Source organism: Rhodococcus sp. NKCM2511, from assembly GCF_014905595.1.
In the GTDB taxonomy this organism is placed as follows: domain Bacteria; phylum Actinomycetota; class Actinomycetes; order Mycobacteriales; family Mycobacteriaceae; genus Rhodococcoides; species Rhodococcoides fascians.
The window spans coordinates 471539-489821 of the sequence record NZ_BNHJ02000001.1 but is presented as its reverse complement, the minus strand read 5'-3'; the positions used below and the strand labels follow the sequence as shown (position 1 = coordinate 489821).

The 18283-nt window shown below is 65.4% G+C and carries 14 protein-coding genes; 8 read left to right on the top strand and 6 right to left on the bottom strand.

Annotation, left to right across the window (positions count from 1 at the left end):
* The first annotated feature begins 5 nt into the window (after positions 1-5).
* The 3 genes from dapF (at position 6) to JLZ96_RS02060 (ending at position 3590) form a co-directional block, all read left to right on the top strand.
* Complete coding sequence (gene dapF, locus JLZ96_RS02070; protein WP_201009417.1) at positions 6-875, top strand: diaminopimelate epimerase; 870 nt, start codon at positions 6-8, stop codon at positions 873-875.
* 184 nt (positions 876-1059) lie between these two features.
* The gene (gene hflX / locus JLZ96_RS02065) at positions 1060-2481 is read left to right on the top strand and encodes a GTPase HflX (protein WP_236254047.1); all 1422 of its coding nucleotides are present in this window, start codon (positions 1060-1062) and stop codon (positions 2479-2481) included.
* A gap of 5 nt (positions 2482-2486) precedes the next feature.
* Positions 2487-3590 (top strand): hypothetical protein, encoded by a 1104-nt coding sequence (locus JLZ96_RS02060; protein WP_201009415.1) that lies wholly within the window; start codon positions 2487-2489, stop codon positions 3588-3590.
* On the opposite strand, the gene JLZ96_RS02055 is transcribed toward JLZ96_RS02060, so the two are convergent.
* The 4 genes from JLZ96_RS02055 to JLZ96_RS02040 are packed head-to-tail and all read right to left on the bottom strand — an operon-like array spanning position 3587 to position 7725.
* On the bottom strand, positions 3587-3844 hold the full coding sequence (locus JLZ96_RS02055; protein ID WP_027496848.1) for an HPr family phosphocarrier protein: 258 nt from the start codon (positions 3842-3844) through the stop codon (positions 3587-3589). The two genes, JLZ96_RS02060 and JLZ96_RS02055, sit on opposite strands and share 4 nt — an antisense overlap.
* Positions 3845-3887: 43 nt before the next feature.
* Positions 3888-5942 carry a fructose-specific PTS transporter subunit EIIC gene (locus tag JLZ96_RS02050; RefSeq protein WP_048318369.1) on the bottom strand — a complete coding sequence of 685 codons (2055 nt, stop codon included), beginning with the start codon at positions 5940-5942 and terminating at the stop codon, positions 3888-3890.
* An 8-nt stretch (positions 5943-5950) separates the two neighbouring features.
* Positions 5951-6961 (bottom strand): 1-phosphofructokinase family hexose kinase, encoded by a 1011-nt coding sequence (locus JLZ96_RS02045; RefSeq protein WP_201009414.1) that lies wholly within the window; start codon positions 6959-6961, stop codon positions 5951-5953.
* A complete protein-coding gene (locus JLZ96_RS02040) occupies positions 6958-7725 on the bottom strand; it encodes a DeoR/GlpR family DNA-binding transcription regulator (protein WP_027496851.1) in 768 nt (255 codons plus the stop codon). The genes JLZ96_RS02045 and JLZ96_RS02040 overlap by 4 nt, the downstream gene beginning before the upstream one ends.
* Positions 7726-7967: 242 nt before the next feature.
* On the opposite strand from JLZ96_RS02040, the gene ptsP reads away from it, so the two are divergent.
* The 3 genes from ptsP to JLZ96_RS02025 all read left to right on the top strand — a co-directional run bounded on the left by ptsP (position 7968) and on the right by JLZ96_RS02025 (position 12223).
* Positions 7968-9635: a phosphoenolpyruvate--protein phosphotransferase gene (ptsP, locus tag JLZ96_RS02035; protein WP_201010631.1), complete on the top strand. Its 1668-nt coding sequence runs from the start codon at positions 7968-7970 to the stop codon at positions 9633-9635.
* A 20-nt stretch (positions 9636-9655) separates the two neighbouring features.
* Positions 9656-10927: a uracil-xanthine permease family protein gene (locus tag JLZ96_RS02030; RefSeq protein ID WP_179274449.1), complete on the top strand. Its 1272-nt coding sequence runs from the start codon at positions 9656-9658 to the stop codon at positions 10925-10927.
* Between the two features lie 153 nt (positions 10928-11080).
* A complete protein-coding gene (locus JLZ96_RS02025; protein ID WP_027496854.1) occupies positions 11081-12223 on the top strand; it encodes an acyl-CoA dehydrogenase family protein in 1143 nt (380 codons plus the stop codon).
* A 79-nt stretch (positions 12224-12302) separates the two neighbouring features.
* Here JLZ96_RS02025 and lexA read toward each other — a convergent pair whose 3' ends face one another.
* Complete coding sequence (gene lexA, locus JLZ96_RS02020) at positions 12303-12986, bottom strand: transcriptional repressor LexA (RefSeq protein WP_027496855.1); 684 nt, start codon at positions 12984-12986, stop codon at positions 12303-12305.
* Between the two features lie 399 nt (positions 12987-13385).
* Here lexA and JLZ96_RS02015 point away from each other — a divergent pair, with 399 nt between their 5' ends.
* Together JLZ96_RS02015 and nrdR are read left to right on the top strand one after the other, a co-directional pair.
* On the top strand, positions 13386-13775 hold the full coding sequence (locus JLZ96_RS02015) for a hypothetical protein (protein WP_201009413.1): 390 nt from the start codon (positions 13386-13388) through the stop codon (positions 13773-13775).
* A gap of 99 nt (positions 13776-13874) precedes the next feature.
* The gene (nrdR, locus tag JLZ96_RS02010) at positions 13875-14339 is read left to right on the top strand and encodes a transcriptional regulator NrdR (RefSeq protein ID WP_027496857.1); all 465 of its coding nucleotides are present in this window, start codon (positions 13875-13877) and stop codon (positions 14337-14339) included.
* 12 nt (positions 14340-14351) lie between these two features.
* Here the strand turns inward: nrdR and hrpA are convergent, their stop codons facing one another.
* Positions 14352-18248: an ATP-dependent RNA helicase HrpA gene (hrpA, locus tag JLZ96_RS02005; protein ID WP_201009412.1), complete on the bottom strand. Its 3897-nt coding sequence runs from the start codon at positions 18246-18248 to the stop codon at positions 14352-14354.
* Positions 18249-18283: the final 35 nt, after the last annotated feature.

Genomic DNA, 18283 nt, shown 5'->3' with positions numbered 1-18283 from the left:
GCGACATGGAATTCGCCAAGGGCCACGGAACGCAGAACGATTTCGTCGTGCTGCCGGATCCCGGTGCCGAGCTCGAACTCACCAGGTCGGCGGTCGCGGTGCTGTGTGATCGACGGCAGGGGATCGGCGCCGACGGGATACTGCGTGTCGCGCGCGCCGGGGTGCTGCGGGACGCGGGTGTACTCGATCGAATCCCGGCCGGTGTCGAGGCCGACGACTGGTTCATGGACTACCGCAACGGTGACGGCACCATCGCCGAGATGTGCGGAAACGGGGTCCGAGTCTTCGCGCACTACCTGCGAGTCCACGATCTCGAGCAGCGCGATCAATTCGTGGTCGGCTCTCGCGCAGGCGCACGTGCGGTGACGGTGCATTCGTACGACGAAACCGATGCCGATGTGACCGTGGCCATGGGCGATGTCACCCTGCTGGGTTCGAGCTCGACGACCCTGGCCGGTGCACCGTACGAGGGGATCGGCGTCGATGTCGGCAACCCGCATCTGGCCTGCGTCGATCCCGCGCTGAACCGCACCGCGTTGCGGGCGCTGGACTTCACCGCTCCGCCGACTCTCGATTCCGAGTTCTTTCCCCACGGTGCGAACGTCGAGATTCTGACCCGGCTCGACGACGGTGCAGTCGAGATGCGCGTCTTCGAACGCGGCGTCGGAGAGACACGCTCGTGTGGCACCGGAACCGTCGCTGCCGCCGCTGCCGCGCTCAGTTACGAGGGGCTCGAGACCGGAGACGTGAGTGTCGGTGTGCTCGGCGGTCGGGTCCGAGTGTCCATCGACCACGTCGGTGCAACCCTGCGCGGACCGTCGGTACTGCTCGCCCGGGGAGAGGTCGACGACCGTTGGTTCGCCGGGCAGTCCTGACCGTCGCGCCGGCTCCGAGCGAAACCCGCGTGCACACGCTGGGCTTTTCGTGGATCATGGGAGTTGTATGACGAACTCACATGAAACATCACCTGCGGGCGAACCGGTCGACCATGATGCCGACGGTTCACCCGATACCGCATCTGCATGGACCCGCGAGGAGTCCGACGCATGGTCGAGGCGGATGGCGCGCTCACCCCTCGACGATGACTCCCCGTCCTCGGGCGATATGCAACTCGAGGAGCGGACTGCGCTGCGACGAGTCGCCGGACTGTCGACCGAGCTCGCCGACGTCACCGAGGTCGAGTACCGGCAGTTGCGCCTCGAACGCGTCGTACTGGTCGGAGTATGGACCACCGGTACTGCGGCACAGGCCGAATCCAGCATGACCGAACTGGCCGCGCTCGCCGAGACTGCAGGCTCCGAAGTACTCGAGGCGCTGATGCAGCGTCGGGACAAACCCGACGCGGCAACCTACATCGGCTCGGGCAAAGCCAAGGAACTGCGCGACATCGTGCTCGCGACCGGGGCCGATACTGTGATCTGCGACGGCGAACTGACGCCCGCCCAGCTCAATGCGCTGGAAAAGGTCGTCAAGGTCAAGGTCATCGATCGAACCGCACTGATCCTCGACATCTTCGCGCAGCACGCGACGTCACGAGAAGGCAAGGCACAGGTCGCCTTCGCCCAGATGGAATACATGTTGCCCAGGCTCCGCGGCTGGGGTGAATCCATGTCGCGTCAGGCCGGCGGACGCGCCGGTAGCAACGGCGGCGTGGGTCTTCGTGGACCGGGTGAGACGAAGATCGAGACCGATCGCCGACGCATCCGTGAGCGCATGGCCAAGCTCCGCCTTGAGATCAAAGGCATGAAGCAGGCTCGCGACACCAAACGCGAGCAGCGGCTCAGTGGCACGGTGCCGTCGATCGCGATCGTCGGATACACCAATGCGGGCAAGTCGAGTCTGTTGAACGCGCTGACCGGTTCCGGTGTGCTGGTTCAGAATGCGCTGTTTGCAACCCTCGATCCGACGACGCGGAAGTCGACGCTCGAAGACGGCCGCGCGATCGTGCTGACCGATACCGTCGGATTCGTCCGGCATTTGCCGACCCAGCTGGTCGAGGCCTTCCGCTCCACGCTGGAGGAAGTGACCGACGCCGACCTGTTGCTGCACGTGGTCGACGGTTCCGATCCGCTACCGATCGATCAAATCAAAGCAGTACGCGAAGTGATCACCGAGGTGGTCCGCGAGCAGGACGCGAAGATGCCACCGGAGTTGTTGGTGGTCAACAAGATCGACGCCGCAGATCCGGTCCAGCTGACGCAGTTGCGTGGCCTGCTCGACGGCGCACGATTCGTCTCGGCCAAGACCGGTGAAGGCATCGATGCGCTGCGGGATCACCTCGGCGACATACTGTCCGAGCCCGATGTGTTGGTCGACGTTCTCGTCCCGTACACCCGCGGCGACCTGGTCGCCAGGATCCACACCGATGGCCGAATAGTGTCGTCGACGCACGAGGCGGACGGCACGCGCGTCGAAGCTCGTGTGCCGCAATCACTTGCGGCCGCCCTCGTCGAGTTCACCGCGACCGTACCCAGCGCCTGAGTTCGGTGAATCCGCGCGCAGTGGTGCGTGGTGGCGCCGCGGCCGTGGTCGGCACGGCGATCGTGCTGACTTGTGCTTCGACCGCCCTGGCCGCGCCGGTCGACGTTGTAACCTACTGTCTACCAACCGATCCCGGACTCGAAGAGCTGTCCGGTGCGACGGTGCTCGACGGCACCGTGTACGGGATCGGCGACAGCGGTGCCGACGATCGGGTCGCGGTGCTCGACGCGAACTGTGCGGTGCAGCGTTGGATCGACGTTCCCGTCGACCCGTACGACGTGGAGGACATGGCGTCGTACGACGGCTCACTGTGGTTGGCCGACATCGGCGACAATCAGTTGCGCCGCGACACTGTGGCACTGACGCGAATGGACCCGGAAACAGGCGCGGGCGAGCTGTATCGACTGGCCTACCCCGACGGCGCACACGACGCCGAGACACTGCTCATCGAACCCGGCGGTCGGCCGGTGATCGTCACCAAGGAACTCTCGGGTGTCAGCGGCGTGTACGTCCCTGTCGGAGACGAATCCGTCACCGATTTGAGCAGTCCCGGTCCGACGCCGCTGCGCAAGGTCGGCGAGCTGGCTTTCACGGCCACCGAGACGGCCGGTGGTCCGCCGTTCGTGGTCGGCTCGATTCTGGCGACCGGGGGAACGGTGAGTGCAGACGGATCGACCGCCGTGGTGCGCACGTACACCGATGCGTATGTGTTCCGTCCGCCCGACGGGGACGTCGCGTCGGCGCTGGTCGACCCCACCTCACCCCGAGCCGTCGTCGCGCTACCGGCTCAGCCGCAGGGCGAGGCGGCGACGTTCCTGGACGACGGTTCCCTTCTGCTCGCGTCGGAAGCCGGGTTCGGACCGACCGACGGAACGCTGCCGCCCATTCTGAAGATTCCGAACCTGACGTCGGTGGAGCTGTCGACACCATCGTCCGCCTCGGTTGCGTCGGCGTCGCCGACCCGCGATCCTGCTGCTCCTGCGGCACCCGCACAGACGACGACAGCGACGGACTCGGAATGGGAATTCCGAGCTGCCGTCGCTGCCGGGGTGGTGCTGATCGCCGGAGCGGTGGGATTCACCGTCCGGCGATCGATGCGCTCTGGTTAGGCGTCCAGGTCTGCTTCGACGAGTGCTGCAACTTTGTCGAGTGCTGCTTGGTCGTCGCTGGTGACGGTGACTTCGGTGCCCTTGGTGGCGCCGAGCGTCATGATCATCAGGGCCGAACCGGCGTCCACCGGCTCGGAGTCCGCTGTTGCCAGCGTGACGTCGACTCCGGCTTCGGCTACGGCATCGGCGATCAGTGCTGCGGGGCGGGCGTGCAGGCCGATCGAGGATCCGACTGCGACTGTGGTGCTGGGCATGTGCTGCTCCTTGCGTAGTGGGTTCGTTGGATCGTATCGAGCGTCAGACGGTGGCGAGTGCCGGGTCGAGTTCGGCGTCGGTCGGTGCGTTCTTGCCCTTGATGAACTGCTTGGCGGAGACCACCAGGAACGCGGAGACGATGGTGCCCACGGCCAGCGACACGATGAACCACAGGATGTTTCCGATGGCGAAGAACACGAAGATGCCGCCGTGGGGCGCACTGAGGGTCACGTTGAAGGCCATGATCATGGCCCCGGTGACTGCGCCACCGGCCATCATCGACGGGATGACGCGGAACGGATCGGCCGCGGCGAACGGGATGGCGCCCTCGGAGATGAATGCTGCTCCGAGGAACCAGGCAGCTTTACCGTTCTCGCGCTCGGCCTCGGTGAACAGACGCGAACGAACGGTCGAGGCCAGTGCCATGGCCAGGGGCGGCACCATTCCTGCGGCCATGACCGCTGCCATGATGCGCAGTGAGGCGGTGTCGGTGACCGACAGGCCTGCAGTGGCGAATGCGTAGGCCGCCTTGTTGACCGGTCCACCGAGGTCGAAGCACATCATCAGGCCGAGAATGATGCCGAGGATGATCACCGAGGAACCGCTGAGTCCGTTGAGCCAGTCGGTCAGTCCACTGGTGATCGCGGCGAGCGGCTTGCCGAGCAGCAGGAACATGATGGCACCGACGATGAGTGTTGCGAACAGCGGAATGATGACAACCGGCATCAGGCCGCGCAGAACTGCGGGGATCTTCCACTTGCTGATCCACAGTGCGACGAAGCCGGCAATGAGGCCACCGACGAGACCGCCGATAAAGCCTGCGCCCACCAACACAGCCACTGCGCCGGCGGTGAAACCTGGTGCCAGACCTGGTCTGTCGGCAATGGCATAGGAAATGTAACCGGCCAGCGCGGGCACCAGGAAGCTGAAGGACAGCGCGCCGATCTGGAACAGCACGGCACCGAGGTAGGCGGCGATTCCGCCTTCGGGCAGCGAGGTGATGGAGTTGTTGACGACGATGTCTTCGGCGACATCCTTGATTTCGTACCCACCGAGCAGGAATCCGAGGGCGATCAGGAGTCCACCGGCGGCGACGAACGGAATCATGTAGCTGACACCGGTCAGCAGGATCTGACGCAGGCGGGTGCCCCATCCGAGCTCACCGGCAGAGTCGGTGGAGCCGGCCGCGACGGCGGTGCCGCCGACGCGGGCAGCATCCGGATTGAGAGCTGCGCGGAGCGCTTCGGTGACCATGACGTCGGGCTCGTTGATGGCGCGCTTGACACCGGAAGAGATGACGGGCTTACCGGCGAATCGCTCACGGCCCTTGACGCCCACGTCGGTGGCGAAGATGACGGCCTCGGCACCGGCGATGAGTGCGGGGTCGAGGGGCGTGCTGCCGCTCGAGCCCTGAGTCTCCACGTGCACCGTGACGCCCGCGCGCTCACCTGCGGCGACGAGTGAATCGGCAGCCATGTAGGTGTGCGCAATTCCGGTGGGGCAGGCGGTGATTGCCACGATGTGCTTGGGCGAGGCGGTTGTTGCCGTCTCGGGGGTGGCTGCAGGCGCACTGTGTTTCGCGGTGTCGACCGGCGCAGCTGCAGCGGTTGCGGCAACCGGCTTGGCGGCCGGGTTGATGACTCCGTCGACCAGCGAGACGATCTCGGCGGGCGAGGACGCGTTGCGCAGTGAGGTGACGAACTCGGGCTTGACCAGTGCCCGAGCCAGGCTCGAGAGCAGCTTCATGTGCGCCGAACCGGCTCCGGCCGGTGCAGCGATGAGGAAGACGAGGTCGGCGGGGCCGTCGGGGGCGCCGAAGTCGACCTTGGGGTTCAGGCGGGCGAAGCCGAGCGAGGCGCTCGTGACCGCCTCGGAACGGCAATGCGGAATTGCGATGCCGCCGGGCAGGCCGGTGGCCGACTGAGCTTCGCGAGCAAGGGCTGCGTCGCGCAGGGCGTCGGTGTCGGTTGCGCGACCCGCGTGGGACAGCACGCCTGCGAGGCGTTCGATGACGGCAGCTTTGGATTCGCCCAGATCGGCGTCGAGGAGGATCAGATCCTCGGCGATGATCGGCTGATCTTCGGTGGGGCTGGACATGGGGGCTCCTAGAGACGGTTCGAAGAAGGGGAGAGCGTGGACGGGGTGACGGACGTGGAGATGTCGAGCGCGCGAACCGTCACCGAAGTCGGATGGGTCTGCTCGGGCAGGGGAAGCGTGGTGCCTGGAAGTGCGGTGGCTGCCGTTCCGTAGGCGACGGCGCGGCGAAGTTTGTCTGCGTCGGAACAGTTCTCGACGTCGGCCAGAATGTAGCCGGCCAGCGAGGAGTCTCCTGCGCCGACGGTGCTGACGGCAGTGATCGGAGGTGGGCTGGCGTACCAGGCACCGCCCTGGGTGACCAGGACTGCTCCGGCGCTGCCGAGCGTCGCCAGTACGGCACCTACTCCTCGGCCGAGAAGAATGGTTGCGGCGGCGACAGCGGCCGATGGATCACCCTGTGCCGCAGCGCTTTCCAACTCCTCGGAATCGTACCCGGTGAGCTGGGCGAGTTCCTCCGAATTGGGCTTGATCAGGTCGGGTGCCGATTCCGGAAACCGATCCGCGAGAGCGAGCAGCGGCTCGTCGGAGGTGTCCACCGCAACTTTGGCCGTGGTAGCGCGAAGGGCGACAACCAGTTCCGCGTACCAGTCGACGGGCAGGCCGGGAGGAAGCGAACCCGACAGCACCACCCACTCGGCATCGACAGCGAGAGTGAGAATCCGGTCTCGCAGCTCGGCGCGTGTCTGCTCCGACACCGTTGCACCCGGCTCGTTGATCTTGGTGGTCGTGCCACCGATTTCGCTGACGGTGATGTTGGTGCGCGCCGGTCCGGACGTCGGAACTGCCGAGTATCGAACGCCTTTGGCGGACATCGCGTCGAGTAATGGATCGCCGACGTTGGCCGGCAGGACGGCCAGCGCCTCTACTCCCGATCCGCCGATGACGCGAGCGACGTTGACGCCCTTGCCACCCGGGTCGACGGCCGAGGACGACGCCCGGTGCACTCCGCCGCGGGTCAGTGGCGTCTCGAGCGTGACCGTGCGGTCCATGCTCGGATTGGCCGTGAGCGTGACCATCATGCGATCACCACCTCGATTCCTTTGTTGCTGAGTTGTTTACGGTCTTCGTTCGAGATGTCGCTGTCGGTGACGATGACGTCGATGGTGTCGACTCGGGCGAAACTCACCAGGTGCTCGCGCCCGATCTTCGACGAATCTGCCAGCACGACAACATGGTTGGCGGCGTCGACCATGGCGCGCTTGACCGCGGCTTCGTCGCTGTCGGGGGTGGACAGTCCGTGTCCGACGCTGATGGCGTTGGTTCCGATGAACGCAACGTCCACCCGTAGCCATTCGAGGGCGCGCAGTGCCTCGTCGCCCACAGCGGCCTGTGTCGTTCCTCGAACACGCCCGCCGAGCAATCGAAGACTGATGCTCGGCATGGTTGCGGCCCGGGCTGCGATCGGTACGGAGTTGGTGACCATGGTGAGTTCGCGATCGTGCGGGAGCAGTCCCGCCAGGCGGCCGGTGGTGGTGCCCGCATCGAAGACGGCGCTGCCGCCGACGGGTGGGAGGAACGACAATGCAGCCGCTGCGATCGCATCCTTCTGGTCCGCGCGGGTGAATTCCCGCTCCGAAACGCCCGGCTCGAGTGTGGTCAGCGCCGAGGCGGGTACTGCTCCACCGTGCACGCGGCGTACCACTCCGAGTCGATCGAGGGTGGCCAGATCGCGTCGCACGGTTTCGGTGGTGACCCCGTAGTTGGCAGCCAGGTCGTTGACGGAGACGCGTCCTTGCGTGCTGATCAGCTCAGCGATGGCGTGCTGTCTTTCTTCTGCGTACACCTGCGTCTCCTTCCCGGCTGATGTTGCTTTATGTTGTTTTACGCCCGTGTGTGTTGACATGTCAAGGGTTTGGAGTAATCTCGGTCACAACATCATCGGGAAGCCAGGTGCGGCACACTCATCTGACATCCGGGACGACAGACGTACACGCAGGATCCGAGGAGGACCACATGACGGGATCGGTCAGCACCGCATCGACCGGACACACCGATGCAACACCTGCTGCAGATGGGACGTCGTCGATCGGAGCGGAGTCCACGACACTGCGCGGCACACCCGTCGTGCCCGGAGTCGGCTACGGACCCGTCATCCGTCCCGGGGCACGTCCGGCCATCCCGGCCGACACCGGTGAGGTGGCCGTAGCGAATCGCGATGCGGAGAAGGACATCTTCGACTCGGCCGCGAACGCCGTCGCGACGCGGCTGCGCGGCCGTGCAGAGTTGGCGACCGGGGCAGCGTCGGAGGTGCTGTCGGCGAATGCGGCCATGGCATCGGACCGTGGTTGGCTCGGGGCCGCACGATCCTCGATCGCCAAGGGCAGCACCGCCGTCACCGCCACTGCTGCCGCGACCGAGAAGTTCGCCGCCATGTTCACCCAGCTCGGCGGATTGATGGCCGAACGAGTGACCGATCTGCGCGACATTCGCGATCGCGTCATCGCCGAAATTCTCGGTGTGTCCGAGCCGGGTGTTCCCGTGCCGGCCGAGCCGTCGGTACTGTTCGCCGACGACCTGGCACCCGCCGACACCGCGGGCCTCGACCCCACCCTCATCGTCGGCCTCGCCACCTCACTGGGCGGCCCGACCAGTCACACCGCGATCATCGCGCGGCAGCTGGGGATCCCCTGCATCGTGGCCGTCGCAGGCCTCGACGACATCGCCGCCGGCACGCATGCATCCGTGGACGGAACCAGCGGACGCATCGAACTGGAACCGGATGCCGACACCGCCCGCGCAGCAGTCGTCTCGGCCAGGGACGAATTGGACCGAGTGTCTCGGTGGACCGGGCCGGGCGCGACCTCCGACGGACATTCCGTCGATATCCTCGCCAACGTTCAGGACGGTGCCGGTGCCCGCGCAGCGCGCTCCAGCGCAGCCGACGGGGTGGGATTGTTCCGCACCGAACTGTGCTTCCTGGACCGCGATTCCGAACCGACCGTGGACGAGCAGGCCGAGATCTACGGCCAGGTCCTCGACGCGTTCGCAGGCAAGAAGGTCGTCGTCCGCACCCTCGACGCCGGTTCGGACAAGCCCCTTCGCTTCGCCAACCACCCCGACGAGGCCAATCCGGCGCTCGGCATCCGCGGTATCCGTATCGCCGAAGCCGACCGCGGCATTCTGTACCGCCAGCTCGACGGCATCGCCGCGGCAGCGAAGGCGACCGAGTCGTCCCCGTGGGTGATGGCACCGATGATCGCCACCGCGCAGGAAGCACAGGATTTCGCCGCGGATGTGCGCGAACGCGGACTGACCCCGGGCGTCATGATCGAGATTCCCGCTGCCGCTCTGCTCGCCGAGCACATCCTCGAGCACGTGGACTTCCTGTCCATCGGCACCAACGATCTGGCTCAGTACACGATGGCCGCCGACAGGATGTCGGCGCAGCTGGCCGGTCTGACCGATCCGTGGCAACCGGCCGTGCTCGCGCTGGTGGCGCACACGGCGGCGGCCGGCGCGAAGGTGGGCAAGCCCGTCGGTGTCTGCGGCGAAGCTGCCGCCGACCCCCTGCTGGCCTGTGTGCTGGTAGGAATGGGCATCACGTCATTGTCCGCGGCCTCCGCCGCCGTCGCCCACGTCGGGTCCAAGTTGGCGACCGTGACCCTCGATCAGTGCAAGGCCGCTGCTGCCGCTGCACTGAAGACCGACAGCACCGCCGCAGCCCGTGAGGCAGTGAGCGCGATCCTGGGCTGACGCAATAGTCTCTTCCCATCATGAGAACTTTGGGTTGGACGCTGCACGGAAACGGACGAACCGTCGACGCGGGGGCGGTGGTCGCACCGGACGAACGCTTGTCGTGGCCACGCACCGTCGGCATCGGGATGCAGCACGTCGTCGCGATGTTCGGGGCCACACTGTTGGTTCCGACCATCACCGGTTTCCCGGTCTCGACGACGCTGCTGTTCTCGGGCATCGGTACCGCGTTGTTCCTGATCATCACGCGCGGGCGGGTGCCGAGCTACCTCGGGTCGTCGTTCGCCTTCCTGGCCCCGCTCGGTGCGACCGCAGCAGACGGTCCGGCCGCGCAACTCGGTGCCGTTCTGTGCGTCGGCGTCGTGCTGGCTGCGATCGGCTTCGTCGTGAAGTTCGCCGGAGCGCGGGTACTCGACGCAGCGATGCCGCCCGTCGTCACCGGTGCGGTGGTCGTATTGATCGGGCTCAATCTGGCCCCTGCCGCGACGACCTCGTTCGAGGCGCAACCGCTCGTCGCGGCCGTCACCCTGGTGGCGATTCTCCTCGCGACGGCCGTCGGTCCCGGTCTGGTGGGTCGGCTCGGAATCCTGCTCGGTGTGGTCGTGGGCTGGGTATTCGCTGCCGTCACCGGCGGTATCGCGCAACCACGACTCGATGCTCTGAGCGCCGCGAGCTGGATCGGGTTACCCGAGTTCCGTGGCCCGTCCTTCCAGCTGTCGGTGATTCTGGTGGCGCTGCCGGTGGTGATCGTCCTCGTCGCCGAGAACGTCGGACACGTCAAGGCCGTCGCGGCGATGACCGGAAAGAACCTCGACGACGTCGCCGGTGACGCTCTGATCGCCGATGGGTTGGCGACCACCCTCGCCGGTGCGGCCGGTGGATCGGGAACCACCACGTACGCGGAAAACATCGGCGTCATGGCCGCCACCCGCGTGTACTCGACCGCGGCGTACTGGGTTGCCGCGATCACCGCGATCGTGTTGGCGTTCTCGCCCAAGTTCGGTGCGCTGATCTTCACCGTCCCGGACGGTGTCATCGGTGGAGCGACACTCGTGCTCTACGGACTCATCGGACTGCTCGGCGTTCGAATCTGGACCGATGCCAAGGTGGATTTCACCGATCCGGTGAACCTCACCGTCGTCGCCGCCGCACTCGTCGCCGGAATCGGCGACCTGACGCTCTCCGTCGGATCGGTCGAACTCGGTGGTATCGCGTGGGGATCGCTGGGCATCCTCGTGGGATACCCGATCGTCTCGGCGTTGGCCCGAGGGAGAACGACTCGACGACGCTAGCAGGGGCGGTCACGGATCGCGCACGTTTTGGTCATCGACCCCCGGTGCACCGCGAACGTACTGTTGAACGGTGACGTCAGTCGCACCGACGACCGCGCTGTGACACCCCTTTCTCGTGGTCGAGGACGGTGCGCACCGAACAAGGAGACCCGCGTGGAACGCACACTTTTCGAGCCCGAGCACGAGCTGTTCCGGGAGTCGTACCGGAAGTTTCTCGAACAGCACGTAGCCCCCAATCACGCGAAGTGGGAAGAGCAGAACATCGTCGACCGCGGCGTCTGGGTAGAGGCCGGCAAGCAGGGCTTCCTCGGGACTGCCGCACCGGAGGAGTTCGGCGGCGGCGGCGTCAAGGACTTCCGCTACAACGCCATCGTCACCGAGGAAACCACCCGCGGCGGCTACAGCGGCATCGGCTTCACCCTGCACAACGACGTCGTCGCGCCGTACTTCATCGAGTTGGCCAACGACGAGCAGAAGCAGCGGTGGCTGCCCGGATTCTGCTCCGGTGAGCTGATCACTGCGATCGCCATGACCGAGCCGGGTACCGGTAGCGACCTGCAGGGCATCAAGACCAAGGCCGTTCGGGACGGTGACGACTGGGTACTGAACGGCTCGAAGACGTTCATCACCAACGGCATCAATGCCGATCTGATCATCGTCGTAGCGTGCACCGACCCCGAGAAAGGTGCCCAGGGCTTCAGCCTGTTGGTCGTAGAGCGCGACATGCCCGGATTCGAGCGTGGCCGCAACCTCGACAAGATCGGCATGAAGGCCCAGGACACCGCGGAACTCAGCTTCACCGACGTTCGGGTTCCTGCCGCCAACCTGCTCGGCGAAGAAGGCATGGGCTTCATCTACCTGATGCAGAACTTGCCTCAGGAGCGGCTCTCGATTGCCGTCGTCGCCGCTGCAGCCATGGAATCGGCACTGGAGATGACCATCCAGTACTGCCGTGACCGCAAGGCATTCGGTAAGTCGATCGGAAAGTTCCAGAACACGCGATTCGTGTTGGCGGAACTCGCTACCGAAACCACCGCCACCCGCATCATGGTCGACAAATTCATCGAACTGCTCAACGACGGCAAGTTGACCGTGCAGGAAGCTGCCATGGCCAAGTGGTGGACCACCGAGAACCAGGTCAAGCTCATCGACCGATGCCTTCAGCTGCACGGTGGGTACGGCTACATGAAGGAGTACCCGATTGCCAAGGCGTACATGGATTCTCGGGTACAGACCATCTACGGCGGCACCACGGAGATCATGAAGGAGATCATCGGTCGCGGACTGAATCTCTGATTCTGCCGATCGTTCAGGACCGACGAGAAGGGCCGCAGCATCTGTGCTGCGGCCCTTCTTCGTTGTGTCCGAACAGAGTTCAGAGCTTGCGCATCACGGTGACGACCTTGCCGAGAATGGCGGCATTGTTGCCCGGGATCGGCTCGAACAGTGGGTTGTGCGGCATGAGCCACACCTCACCCTTGGAACGCTTGAACGTCTTGACCGTGGCCTCACCCTCGATCATCGCCGCGACGATGTCGCCGTTGTCGGCCACGGACTGTTGACGCACCACCACCCAGTCACCGTCGCAGATCGCCGCGTCGATCATGGACTCGCCGACGACCTTGAGCAAGAACAACGATCCCTGACCGACCAACTCGCGGGGGAGTGGGAACACGTCCTCGACGGCTTCTTCCGCCAGAATCGGTCCACCCGCGGCGATCCGTCCGAGAACCGGCACGAACGTCGGCGTCGGCAACCGATCCTGCTCGTCGGACGCTGCCGAACCGTCCACCGCTGCCGCGGCCTGATCGGCCTGCACCTCGTCCAGTCCGCGTACGTCCACAGCGCGAGGGCGGTTGGCGTCGCGCCGCAGGAACCCCTTGCGTTCGAGGGTGCGAAGCTGATGTGCGACGGACGACGTCGACGTCAGGCCCACGGCATCGCCGATCTCTCGAATGCTGGGTGGGTATCCGCGCTCGGTGACCGAGGCCCGGATGACCTCCAACACCTTCCGTTGGCGCTCGGTGAGCCCTGCACTGATGTCGGTGCCCACCTCCATGGCCTTCGGGGTCGGCTCGGCAGCCGGCTTTCCGGCTGCAGCCTTGCCGACCGTCGAGGATCCGGCTCGCGTGGAACCAGCTTTCGTGGAACCCGTCGTACTGGAACCGGTGATGGACCTCGTCGAGGTCTCGTCCTTCATGCTGTCGGCCTCCTGCTGATGCGGCTGGATTCGGTCTACGCGGTATCGATCCACGCGGACTGGAGTTGATGATGTCGACTCGTGTGGCGTGTGGTTTCTGACACGAATCTAGCGTGTATCAGCTGTTGAATCAAACATCTGTTCGACTCGTGTCGCACTTTCTACAGACTTTGTCGGAGGCGCGTGATAGAACTTCGAACAAGCGTCCATCGAACGCCTGATCGAACAATCGATCCAACGAGCGAAGACGAGGTTCCGATGACCATCACCACCGATCGTCCCACCACTGCCGGTATGCGTTCGCGATCCGGTGTCGTCGAGCGTCGTCGGCGCTCGCGGCCCGTGCTGCAGAACCACGCGCGTCGGACGCAGAACGGCCCGTGCTTGCCTGTCGTGGCCGAGTCCTGGACCGACGTCACCGATCGCGAGATGGCGGATCGAGACTTCGACGACACCTCGGCCCATTTCGCGAGCCAGACCGTGCGCCCACGCTCTCTCGTTCTGTGGATGTTGGCTGTGGTCGTCGTGGCCGGCGGTCTGATCGGCGTCGCGAATCTGAGCGCAACCACACCCGACGCGGCCACTCAGCCCGCCGGCGCGGTCATGGTTCACGACGGAGCGCTCGTCGAGTACGCACCCAGCAGATGACCACCGGCACCATGGTGCCCAGCGTGGCTGAGTATCCTCGAAGACTGCCCCGACGCGCACGTTCGTCGTCGGAGTATCGGCTACGACGGAGGCTCCCTCATGCATTGCCCGTTCTGCAGGCACCCCGACTCACGCGTGGTGGATTCGCGTGAAATGGACGAGGGTCAGGCAATACGGCGACGCCGGTCCTGCCCCGAGTGCGGTCGACGCTTCACCACCGTGGAGGCTGCCGTGCTCGCCGTCGTGAAACGCAGTGGTGTGACCGAGCCGTTCAGTCGGGAGAAGGTCGTCAAAGGAGTTCGTCGCGCCTGCCAGGGCAGAGACGTCGACAACGACGCGCTGAACCTGCTGGCTCAGCAGGTCGAAGACAATATTCGCGCGGCCGGTTCGGCCGAGATTCCCAGCAACGAAGTGGGCCTGGCCATTCTCGGACCGCTACGCGATCTCGACGAAGTGGCCTACCTTCGTTTCGCATCGGTCTACCGTTCGTTCAGTTCGGCAGAGGACTTCGAGAAGGAAATTCACGAACTCCGCAAACATCGAGAGTCCGCCGACGTCGAGTGAACCGCGGGCCGATCAGCGAGACTGATCGGCGATCGCCTTCTCGATGCGCTTCTCCGATACCGGATACGCGGTACGAATTCCCTGCGCGAACAGCCCCACCCGCAGCTCCTCGATCATCCAGAACAGCTCCTGCACACCCGGGCTGTTCTTCCTGCTCTCCGGAAGCGAATCCAACAGCCGCCCGTACGAGCCGTACACCCGGTCGAGAACGTCCATCGCCGCAGCGTCGCGGCCCGCGCTGCTCGGCAGAGTGGACAGCCGCTTCGTCGCCGCAGCGAGATAGCGTGGCAGATCGGCCAACCGTCGAGAACCGAATTCGGTGACGAAACCGCGAAAGATCAAGCCGTCGAGCTGTTCTCGGACATCGTCGGCCGGCTCACCCGATGCGCTCTGCAACTGGGCCGACAGAGCCAACGCGGCCGTCAGGACCGGTCGAACCAGTGCGAGAACAGCAGCAGTACGCCGCGGAACCTCCGCGTCCACCAGTGCCCTGAGCTTGTCGAACTCGGCCGGATCGCGAACCGGTCCGCCGTGCGCGTCCATCGCTTCTTCCACAGCGAGCGCACGGCATTCCTCGAGCAGCGCATCGACGCCGCCGTACGGGTTCTGGCCGAGCGCGAGACGTTCGGCGGTCGGCAGCCCGGCCAACAGCGCCTTCGTTCCCTTCGGTGCCGTGGCGAGCAGCAGAGTGCGGGTGCCCGCGCGCATGGCTGCTCGTTGCTGGGCGGGGGTACTGAGCACTCGCACCGCCACGCCCGAACCCTCGGGTACCAACGCCGGGTACCCGGTGACCTTCTGCCCGCCCACGTCTCGGGTGACCGTGGGTTCCAAGCGGCCCAACGTGCCCGAGGTCCACGCCAGCGTCGGGGCGCGCTCCGCGTCGCCGACCGCACGTGCGACCTGTCGGCCGACCTCACCGGCCAGACCGGCGCGCAGCGCAGTCAGATCCTTGTTGCTGCCGAGCACGGTCCCGGACGGGTCGACCGCGGCGAACGTCATTCGCAGGTGATCGGGTAGCGCCGCAGTGTCGAAGTCCTTCGCGGTGATGTGGCACTGTGCGGCCCGTGAGAGTTCTCGGGCCAGAGCCGTCACGAGTGTTTCGGCCCGCGGTTTCATCACTGCCAACGCGGCCGCAGCGAAGTCCGGAGCCGGAACCACGTTGCGTCGCAATGCCTTCGGTAGCGTCTTGATCAAGGCGGTGACGAGCTCGGCGCGCATCCCGGGCACCAGCCAGTCGAAGCCGACCGGCTGTACCTGAGCGAGCAGTGCGATGGGAATCCGCGCGGTGACGCCATCAGCGGCCGTGCCGGGCTCGAATTGATACGTCAGTGGGAATTGAATGTCACCCTGTCGCCACGCGTCCGGATACGCACCCGTCAGTACCGACGCGGCGTCCGAGTTGACGACGGTGTCCGTAGTGAAGTCGAGCAGGGACGGATCTTGCCGGCGGGCCTTCTTCCACCAGGTGTCGAAGTGTCGCGCGGACACGGCTTCCGGGGCGATGCGGGCGTCGTAGAAATCGAACAGTGCGTCGTCGTCGACGACGATGTCCCGTCGCCGAGCACGATGTTCGAGCTCGCCGACGTCGTCGAGCAGAGCCCTGTTCTTGTGAAAGAACCCGTGCTGGGTCTTCCATTCGCCCTGAACCAGGGCATGCCTGATGAAGAGCTCGCGAGACGCCTCGGGATCGATGCGGTGATAGTTGACCGGGCGCTGCGTCACCAACGGGATGCCGTACAACGTCACCCGTTCGTAGGCCAGCGCCGATTCCCGTTTGATCGACCAGTGTGGTTCGGAATACGTGCGCTTCACCAGATGCGGTGCCAACCGTTCGGCCCATTCCGGTTCGATGCGGGCGGCCATCCGGCCCCACAATCGTCCGGTCTCGACCAGTTCTGCAGCCATGACCCAGCGCGGTGGCTTCTTGAACAGACCTGACCCGGGGAAGATCGCGAAATGTGCTCCGCGGGCACCCAGAAATTCACGCTTGTCGCCCTCTCTGAGGCCGACGTGCGAGAGCAGGCCCGACAGCAGGGACTGATGCAGTGCGTTCTCGCTCGACTCTGCGTCGGGCACCGTCCATCCGAGGCCGCGAGTGATCTGGCGGAGTTGTCCGTGCAGGTCCTGCCACTCGCGGATCCGCAGGTAGTGCAGGAACTCGGTGCGGCACATGCGTCGGAACTGATTGGAAGACAGCTCGTCTCGCTGCTGCCGCAGGTACTTCCACAGCTGCACGTACGCCAGGAAGTCCGAATTCTCGACGGCGAAACGGGCATGCTTCTCGTCTGCAGCCTGTTGGTGCTCGGCGGGACGCTCCCGCACGTCCTGAATCGACAACGCCGCCACCACCACCAGCGCGTCACGAAGCGATCCGTTGCCGTTGGCCTCGACCAACATTCGTGCCATTCGAGGATCGACAGGAAGGGCGGACAGTTCGCGGCCGATCGGGGTGAGTTCGGCAGTGCCGTCCTTGGTGGCCGGCTTCAGTGCTCCGAGTTCTTCCAGCAAGCCGATACCGTCGCGGATGCTGCGTGGATCCGGCGGCTCGACGAAGGGAAACGCGTCGATCTTGCCCAATCCGAGCGCGGTCATCTGCAGAATGACCGAGGCCAGATTGGTGCGCAGAATTTCCGGCTCGGTGAACTGTGGACGAGACTCGAAGTCTTCCTCCGAGTACAACCGGATACAGATCCCGTCGGCGACGCGTCCGCAGCGACCCGCCCGCTGCCGCGCAGACGCCTGTGAAATCGGTTCGATGGGCAGCCGCTGCACCTTGGTGCGCAACGAGTATCGCGAGATGCGCGCGGTGCCCGGGTCCACGACGTAGCGGATGCCGGGGACCGTCAGCGACGTTTCGGCCACGTTCGTCGACAGCACGACCCGGCGTCCCGAGTGCGGTGAGAACACCCGATGCTGTTCGGCGGCAGAGAGTCTGGCGTACAGCGGCACGATCTCGGTGTTGCGGAGATTGCGATCGGCCAGCGCGTCCGCGGTATCGCGAATTTCGCGTTCACCGGACAGGAACACCAAGATGTCGCCGTCACCCTCGGACATCAGCTCGTCGACGGCCTGGCAGGTGGCATCGACGGGATCGAGGTCGATCGTCGCTTCTCCCGCGTCGACCGTCAGAGGTCGATACCGCATCTCGACCGGGAACGTACGGCCGGATACCTCGATGATCGGTGCTGCGACCCCGTCGCGTGCGAAGTGTTGCGCGAATCGCTCCGGATCGATTGTCGCCGACGTGATGACGATCTTGAGATCGGGTCGCCGGGGGAGCAGTTGCGCGAGGTATCCCAGGATGAAGTCGATGTTCAGGCTGCGCTCGTGCGCCTCGTCGATGATGAGGGTGTCGTACTGGCGGAGCAGTCGGTCGCGTTGGATCTCGGCCAGCAGAATGCCGTCTGTCATCAGCTTGACGAGGGTCGAATCGGAGGATTGATCGGTGAATCGAACCTTGTAGCCGATCGATTCGCCCAGTGGTTGACCCACCTCCTCGGCGATGCGCTCGGCAACGGTGCGCGCCGCCAACCTTCGGGGCTGCGTGTGACCGATCGAGCCGCGGATTCCGCGCCCCAGTTCGAGGCAGATCTTGGGAATCTGAGTGGTTTTGCCGGACCCGGTTTCACCGGCGACGATGACGACCTGGTGGGCAGCGATCGCTGCGGCGATGTCGTCCTTGCGCGCGCTGACGGGCAACGCCTGCGGATATCCGAGGGTGGGCACTGCCGCCTGGCGTGTGGAGATGACGGCTTCTGCGCGAGCTACGTCGCGTTCGAGCGCGGCGACGGCGTCCTCGGTGCGGGCCTTGTCGAGACGTCGTCGAAGCCGGTTCTCGTCGCGGATGGTGAGCTGTGCAACACGTGCGGCGAGTGCTCGTCGATCACCGGACGAATTCGAGGTAGACATACTCGTACCAGGATATCCGTTACGCGGTACTCACC

Coding starts and splice junctions, on each gene's coding strand:
- JLZ96_RS02055 (WP_027496848.1), bottom strand. CDS start 3,844: ATGCCCAGCACCACAGTCGCAGTCGGATCCTCGATCGGCCTGCACGCC.
- JLZ96_RS02015 (WP_201009413.1), top strand. CDS start 13,386: ATGACCATCACCACCGATCGTCCCACCACTGCCGGTATGCGTTCGCGA.
- hrpA (WP_201009412.1), bottom strand. CDS start 18,248: ATGTCTACCTCGAATTCGTCCGGTGATCGACGAGCACTCGCCGCACGT.
- JLZ96_RS02030 (WP_179274449.1), top strand. CDS start 9,656: ATGAGAACTTTGGGTTGGACGCTGCACGGAAACGGACGAACCGTCGAC.
- lexA (WP_027496855.1), bottom strand. CDS start 12,986: ATGGAGGTGGGCACCGACATCAGTGCAGGGCTCACCGAGCGCCAACGG.
- dapF (WP_201009417.1), top strand. CDS start 6: ATGGAATTCGCCAAGGGCCACGGAACGCAGAACGATTTCGTCGTGCTG.
- hflX (WP_236254047.1), top strand. CDS start 1,060: ATGGCGCGCTCACCCCTCGACGATGACTCCCCGTCCTCGGGCGATATG.
- JLZ96_RS02045 (WP_201009414.1), bottom strand. CDS start 6,961: ATGATGGTCACGCTCACGGCCAATCCGAGCATGGACCGCACGGTCACG.
- JLZ96_RS02050 (WP_048318369.1), bottom strand. CDS start 5,942: ATGTCCAGCCCCACCGAAGATCAGCCGATCATCGCCGAGGATCTGATC.
- nrdR (WP_027496857.1), top strand. CDS start 13,875: ATGCATTGCCCGTTCTGCAGGCACCCCGACTCACGCGTGGTGGATTCG.